Here is a 7,451-nt window from a genome sequence, read left to right on the forward strand (position 1 = left end):
ATGGAGATGGAAATCATCGACGGCCTGCCGCAGATTACGCCCTTTGGCATGACAGAATGGCACTCAAAGCATATGTCGAGGACCATAGAGGCGTGGATGCAGGTATTGAATATGGATAAAAATGCGCCCTTTTATAAATTAAAAGTTAATCCCCAGGATACCCCGGAGCTGGAATATATAGAAAGAGGCAATTTTTATCTCGCCTATATTGAGAGCGGAAAAAAGAATAAGTTGCTTAGGCCCATCGTAGATCCGGATCTTGTATTCGGGCCGGACGGAGACCTTTCATATCCGAGGATTTTTGCAGAAAGCGGAAATTTCAATATTCCCCAAAAACAGAAAAAAGAAGGAAAAACCCCGTCGGCGTTTTCTTACGCGCGGGTAAATATTAAACCGGCGAACAGCAAAGAAATAATATCTATAATGGGCCATGTCAAAGACTTAAAGAGCCTGAATCTCTTGCTTCCCCGCGTATCCAGGAAAGGGTATTTTTCCGCAAAGCTGAATGAGGGCCGCAAGGTGATAGACGCGCTTTCAAACAGCGCTTTTACAAAAAGCTCAAGCGCCAATTTCGATTTCTATTGCAGGTCCACATTTTTGGACAATCTGTTAAGAGGCGGGTTTCCCGTTACCATAAATATCGCCGCGCAAAAGACCGTCTTTTATGCCTATGCGCGTAAACACGGCGATCTCGAGCGGGACTACAACGCATTTTTGCTCGAGCCGTCTTATTATTCTCAGGGTAACGGCGCTTACCGCGACATGAACCAGAATAGAAGAAACGATACATTTTTCAATACGGCCGTCGGAGACGCCAACATATTGACGTTTCTTAACGCCATACAGCCGGATGGATTCAATCCGCACCTTATGGAAGGCGTAACGCTTTTTATAAAGGATAGAAAGGCGCTTGACGGAATATTGAAGGCTAACATACGAAATACCGCGGATAGGAATAAAACGAAGCAGTTTCTTGCCAAAGACTTTACGCCCGGAAGTTTTGTAACCTTTTTGGAGGAAAAGAAAGTCGATACCAGAAGAGGCGAAGAGGCGCTATTAAAAGAGGTATTATCCGTAAGCGGAAAAGAAGATATTGTCTCGCCCGGCGAGGGTTACTGGGTTGACCACTGGACTTATAACATAGACCTTTTCGAGAATTATCTCGCTTTGTATCCCGAAAGATTGAGAAATCTTCTATTAGAGAGAAAGTTTACGTTTTACGACACATATCTAAAGACAAACCCAAGAGACGAAAAATACGTTTATGCGGATGGAAAGGTAAGGCAATTGGGCTCTGTAGTAGAGGACGAAGAAAAAAGGCGCATTATAGAGCATAGACCCCGCGAACAGTATAAAGTAAGAACGCGCCACGGCAAAGGAGATGTTTATAAGACTTCGCTTTTGGTGAAACTTCTTTGTATTATAGCAAACAAAATGGCGTCTTTAGATCCTTTTGGCATCGGCATAGAGATGGAAGCGGGAAAACCCGGATGGTGCGATTCGCTGAACAATCTCCCCGGGGTATTCGGTTCTTCACTATGCGAGACTTTTGAGTTGAAGCGCCTGATCGGTTTTTTACATGCGTCATTTCGCGATTTAGACTTGAGCAGCGAATATAATATATCTTTCCCGCGCGAAATTTCCGATTTTATGATCCACCTGCATAGATTAGTCAATAAAAACCTTTCGTCGCGTTCAAAAAATGCTGACTTTGAATATTGGGATTATTCGTGGCAGAGAAAAGAAGAATACCGGCGAAGGGTCTGGTACGGATTTGAAGGAAGAGAGGCGCTTTTATCCATTGCCGAGATAAAAGTCATATTGGATAGCTTCCTTCGGAAAATAGAATCCGGCCTTAAAAAAGGTTTCAGCAAAAAAGATAAGCTCACGCATACTTATTACATTAACGAAGTTACGAGGTTCGAGTTTATCAAAAAAGGAGGAAAGCCCAAACTTAATAAAAATGGCCTTCCTAATATTAAGGCCCTGGCGTTTCGCCATAACCCCCTGCCGCTATTTTTGGAAGGGCCCGTTCATGCCCTGAGAGTGCAGGAAAACATCAAAGATGTAAAGGCGTTATATCGCGCCGTGAAGATGAGCGGGCTGTACGACAGGAAACTCAAGATGTACAAAATAAATGCTCCGCTAAAAGGCATGCCGGACGATATAGGGCGTTCCACCATATTTACCCCCGGTTGGCTTGAAAACGAATCCATATGGCTCCATATGGAGTATAAGTATCTCCTGGAACTTTTGCGAAAAGGGCTCTATGAGGAATTTTTCTCTGACTTTAAAAATTGCCTCGTTGCCTTTCAGGATCCGCATAGGTACGGGAGGAGCATTTTGGAAAACTCCTCTTTTTTGGTGAGCAGCGCCTACCCTGATGAAAGCCTGCACGGAAACGGTTTTGTGGCCCGCCTTACGGGCTCAACCACGGAGTTTTTGACAATGTGGCTTTTTATGTGCGCCGGGAAAAGGCCTTTTAAAGTCGACGAAAAAAAAGAGGTGTTCTTTGAGCTGAAACCCGTCCTGCCGGCATGGCTTTTTACCAAGGAGGGAAATAGATTTCCTAAGGACAGCTTCTCATTCTCTTTTCTTGGGGGCACACTTATAGTTTATCATAATCCCAAAAGGCGCGATACATTCGGCAAAAATGGCGTTAAAGCCGCAAGTTACATACTGAGAAAAAAGAACGGAGAAGAAGTTGTCTTAAAAGGAAACGTTATTCCCTCACCTGTTGCGCTTGAGATAAGAGATGGGCTTTATGAGAGGATAGATGTTGCCCTATCTTGACCCGTTCGACGATGCTCAGGGTCAAGCCTTAATAAGCGAAGTGCGTCGAGAGCTTGACAAGGGCGCAATCTTGTGCTAAACTTCTACCAAAAGGGAGTGTCAGCATGATTATAGAAATAGGTATAGTAGCAGGCGAGATATGGCAGCTTCTCGACAAGCACGAATCCCTGCGCATAGGCGAAATAAACGAAAAACTGAAACGACCGGAATACCTTGTCCTTATGAGTTTAGGATGGCTGAGCAGAGAGGGCCATATTGTAATAAACTGGAAAGAGACCGAGCCATATAAGGAACATAAGATTACTCTAAGGAAGTAGTAATATCGGCACAGTCGATAGCGGATATTTTTTATTCAAGGCGGAGTAAAAATAATACTTCGCCTTTTGTATATCTAACCAGGTTTCCGCCTGAGGCGGATCCGCCTTTGGCGGAAGATAAAGGGACCATATGTTTTCTCAGGTATTATCAAAAGTAAGTGTTCTATTTGTATTTTTAATTATCGGCGCCATAGCCAGATATAAGGGGTTGTTAAACGAAGAATTTAACAAGTCCCTGGCTAAGCTCGTATTGATGATTACGTTGCCCGTTTTGTATTTTTATTCGCTTGCCACCCAGTTTACCCTTGAGTTATTTAAAACGATATGGCCTTTGCCTGTCTTTGCCGTATGTTTTGTATTGCTTGCTTATTTGCTGGCTAAGTTTTTTTCCAGATTTGTGGAATTGGGCCCCAAAGAGCGGGCGACATTTATTTACCTCTCCACGTTTACTAATTGCGGTTTCCTGGCTATCCCTATAGCAAATATGCTTTATGGCACGGAAGGTGTTATGAGAGTGGTCTTTTTCAACATAGGGTTTAATATACTGTATTGGACGCTGGGCGTCTGGACATTGCGCGCGAGTAACGACACCATTCCGTCGGAAAATAACGGGATGAAGTCCTCTCTAAAAAATCTAGTAAATAGTGGGACGATAGGCTTACTATGCGGTATCATAGTAGGGGCTCTCGCGATAAAATTACCTCCGTTTATCATGGATGCCTCTAGTATGCTGGGCGCCGCTACAATACCCATAGCGCTTCTTGTCGTGGGCTCAATAATGGGAAAGGGGAATATCAGGGAGATTTATGCCCAAAAAGGCGCGCTCTCATTGATTGTGCTGTGTAAATTGGTAATCATGCCTGCTTTCGCCATTTTTATCACGGGATTTTTTGGCTCGCTCGATCCCTTAACCCGCGCTATTATAATCCTTCAGGCAGCAATGCCATCGGCTTCCACCACCCCCATATTTACTACACGTTTTGGCGGGGATTCAAAACTTGCTTCTATTGGCGTATTTGTCACCACTATCTCAAGTATCATTACTATCCCCATTATTATGTCGTTAATTTAGGCATATCTCTATAACACGCCTTTTTATTCTACTTGACAAACAGCATATTTTGTGATATCCTTACTGTGGTACAGGGCACAGTGTTTGTGCCTTTTAAAGGACACAAAGAGGCGTTCGAAAGAACGTCTTTTTTGCCTATATAGCATGAGAAGATAGGCCTTCTCATAACCCAACGAAGGGCATTCGATGCCAAGTGCGGCAGGCGGATGCCCTTTTTGCTTTAGAGGAGCTTGCGGCAGATGGAGTTCAGGATATTGCTCGAAAGAATAACCCCGGCGCTTAAAGCCGTAGCATGCAAACACGTGCTTTACGGTTTCTTTGAACCGGATGACCTGTACCAGGAGATGTGCCTCTTTCTATGGGGGCGTTTCTCGGGAGGTATGCCTATAGGCATGAATGAGGCCTATATTATAAAAGCATGCGAATTTCACATACTTAATTATATGAGGAAAGGCCGGCCGAAGGCATATATTTCAAGTATTGATGAGGTCGTTACGCCCGAGGGACTCAAGCTTGAGGATGTATTAGCGGATAAAAGGACTCTCTATTTATCAGATGCGGAGGAAAACGTAAGCATTGACGATATTAAAAATATGGGACTTACGGAAAACGAGAAGAAGGTCTTTTCACTTTTGCTTGAGGGCAATACCGTAAGAGAAGCAGCGGGGAAGCTGGGGGTTTCCCATGTCATGGTCCTCAAACACAAGAAAAAGATAATAGAGAAATGGCGAAAGAAGGTTACCAAAAGCCCCGATAATTTACTTTAAGATAGTGTAGAGCACAGTGAAATCTCTAAAACAAAGGCGTTCAATATAGCAGAGGGTCATCTTGAGCGCTTATTTATTTAAGGAGCCCGGAAAATGATAATTTTAAAGAAAGTGCTGATTATTGTTGCTTGCCTCGTTGCAATAGGCATGCCAAATAAGGCATATGCAGAAGATCTAAATATAGAAGAAGAGAAGGAGAGCTTTCCAGTGGAGGAAAAGAAGGTATCGAAGATCCCTATATCTGTAAGTGCGGATATAGCGATATATTCAGATTATATATGGCGGGGTTTTATTCTTGACGATGATCCGGTCATGCAGTCGGGGGCTGCTGTAGAGTTATACGGCCTTAAAGCCATCGCGTGGGGCAACTTTGGGATAGATAATTCCGATGATCTTGATAGCGTCGAATTTGATATAACGTTGGATTATACGTATAAATATAAAGTGTTGAGCCTGTCGGCAGGACACACCTGGTATAATTTTCCTCCCATAGACGGCCGTAGTTTAGAGTTTTATATAGGAGGCGCCTTAGATATCCTGCTTAGTCCGTCATTTGTCTGGTATCACGATTACGGCAATGAAAACCACGGCGGAGGGGATGGCGACTACTTTATTTTCTCAGCGGCACACGGCTTTCCTTTAATGAAGTTTGGCGAGAATGATATAACGCTAGACATAGGTGGCCATATCGGATACAACCATAAACTGTTTATGGACGGTGACGGAGGGGATTTTGCGATAGGAGGAGGGCTGACGATACCTATTAATAAGTATGCCTCTTTTATTCCGTCGGTAGCTTATTCAGTGTCTTTTGGAGATTTGGCTCGCGAAAATGACGGTAACCAGAAGGATAAATTATATTTCGGTGGGAAATTAGTGTTTTCCTATTGATTAAGGAGGTAGAAAATGACCATAACTGAAATTAATACCGGTATTGATACCCTGTGGGTTCTTATCGCGGCATTCTTGGTATTTTTTATGCAAGCCGGTTTCGGCATGGTTGAGGCCGGTTTCATACGGGCCAAGAATACATGCAATATACTTACCAAGAATTTTCTTGATTTTTGCATGGCCTCAATAGCGTTCTTTATGTTCGGATATGCCATAATGTTCGGCTCAGGTAATAGTTTTATGGGGCTCGAAGGTTGGTTTTTATCCGGAGCGAAGTCAGGGTCAAACGTTCCTTTATATGCATTTTGGTTGTTTCAAGCGGCCTTCTGCGGCGCCGCGGCTACGATTGTGGCCGGGGGCGTAGCCGAAAGGATGAAATTTTCTGCTTATCTGATGTATTCGTTTATAATATCCGCGCTGATCTACCCTATTGTCGGGCACTGGATATGGGGCGGTGGATGGCTGGCTAAGTTAAATTTTGCAGACTTTGCGGGTTCAACGGTAGTGCACTCCGTAGGAGGATTTGCCGCTTTAGTCGGGACTATAATGTTGAAACCGAGACTTGAGAAGTACAATCCAGACGGAACTAGCAATGTAATCGCGGGCCATTCTATACCCCTGGCTTCATTGGGTGTTTTTATTCTCTGGTTTGGGTGGTTTGGTTTTAATCCCGGATCTACACTGAGCGTAGGCGATGGTTCTTTAATAGCGCGGGTTGCTATCAATACCAACTTAGCCGCTGCCATGGGAGGTATAACCGCACTTATTAGCGTTTGGAGGATGTTCGGAAAGCCGGACTTATCCATGGCTATGAATGGCGCGCTGGCCGGCCTTGTGGCCATAACTGCTTCGTGTGCCTATGTAGAACCCTGGGCAGCAATTATCATAGGAGGTATAGGAGGCGTGATAGTGGTACTTGGAGTAGTTCTTTTGGATAAGTTACATATAGACGATCCTGTGGGCGCTGTGTCCGTACACGGATTAAACGGTGTATGGGGAACATTGTCTATCGGATTATTTGGCCAAAAGGCGCTGGCGTTAGCCAATGATGGCTTTTTTTACGGAGGAGGATTCACGCAGTTGGGTATTCAGCTCCTTGGCGTTGTAGCTGTGGTATCTTTTATAGTAGTCTCTATGACCATAGTTTTTAAAATTATAAATGTCCTTGTCGGGTTGAGAGTATCCAGAGAAGAAGAGCTAAAAGGGCTCGACATAGGTGAACACGGCATGGAGTCTTATGCGGGATTTCAGATATTTACGACTCAATAGGGGGAGGGATAGATATGAAATTAATTATTGCGATGATACAACCTCATAAGCTTCCTGATGTCAAAAGGGCATTATACGAAGCAGAGGTATACAAGATGACAGTTACCAACGCCCTGGGCTGTGGCCAACAAAAAGGGTATACGGAGACATATAGAGGCGTGATTCAGGAAGTAAACCTATTGAAAAAAGTTCGCCTCGAAATAGCCGTGAACCAGAACTTTGTCGAACCCACCATAGCCGCGATTATAAAAGGCGCCAAAACCGGAAATATCGGAGATGGGAAGATATTTATTATTGATCTTCCCGAATGCGTAAGGATAAGGACCGGCGAAAGAGGCGGCG

7 protein-coding genes are annotated in these 7,451 nt (G+C 44.1%); all 7 read left to right on the forward strand.

Translation table 11 applies throughout. The features are described from left to right. Window positions 1-2,793: cellobiose phosphorylase (locus tag KKI13_03730; protein ID MBU4488159.1), on the forward strand; the 2,793-nt coding region annotated here is incomplete at its 5' end. Between the two features lie 104 nt (window positions 2,794-2,897). Beyond that, entirely contained in the window at window positions 2,898-3,110 is a 213-nt protein-coding gene (locus KKI13_03735) for a winged helix-turn-helix domain-containing protein (protein MBU4488160.1), read from the forward strand. A gap of 130 nt (window positions 3,111-3,240) precedes the next feature. Further along, window positions 3,241-4,182 carry an AEC family transporter gene (locus tag KKI13_03740; protein MBU4488161.1) on the forward strand — a complete coding sequence of 314 codons (942 nt, stop codon included), beginning with the start codon at window positions 3,241-3,243 and terminating at the stop codon, window positions 4,180-4,182. Window positions 4,183-4,412: 230 nt separating this feature from the next. Beyond that, window positions 4,413-4,949, forward strand: coding sequence for a sigma-70 family RNA polymerase sigma factor (locus KKI13_03745; GenBank protein MBU4488162.1), 537 nt, complete (start codon window positions 4,413-4,415; stop codon window positions 4,947-4,949). Between the two features lie 93 nt (window positions 4,950-5,042). After that, a complete protein-coding gene (locus tag KKI13_03750; GenBank protein MBU4488163.1) occupies window positions 5,043-5,840 on the forward strand; it encodes a hypothetical protein in 798 nt (265 codons plus the stop codon). 15 nt (window positions 5,841-5,855) lie between these two features. After that, on the forward strand, window positions 5,856-7,109 hold the full coding sequence (locus KKI13_03755; protein MBU4488164.1) for an ammonium transporter: 1,254 nt from the start codon (window positions 5,856-5,858) through the stop codon (window positions 7,107-7,109). A gap of 14 nt (window positions 7,110-7,123) precedes the next feature. Then, window positions 7,124-7,451: P-II family nitrogen regulator (locus tag KKI13_03760; protein ID MBU4488165.1), on the forward strand; the 328-nt coding region annotated here is incomplete at its 3' end.

This window comes from Candidatus Omnitrophota bacterium (genome assembly GCA_018894435.1).
Taxonomy (GTDB): domain Bacteria; phylum Omnitrophota; class Gorgyraeia; order JAHIPI01; family JAHIPI01; genus JAHIPI01.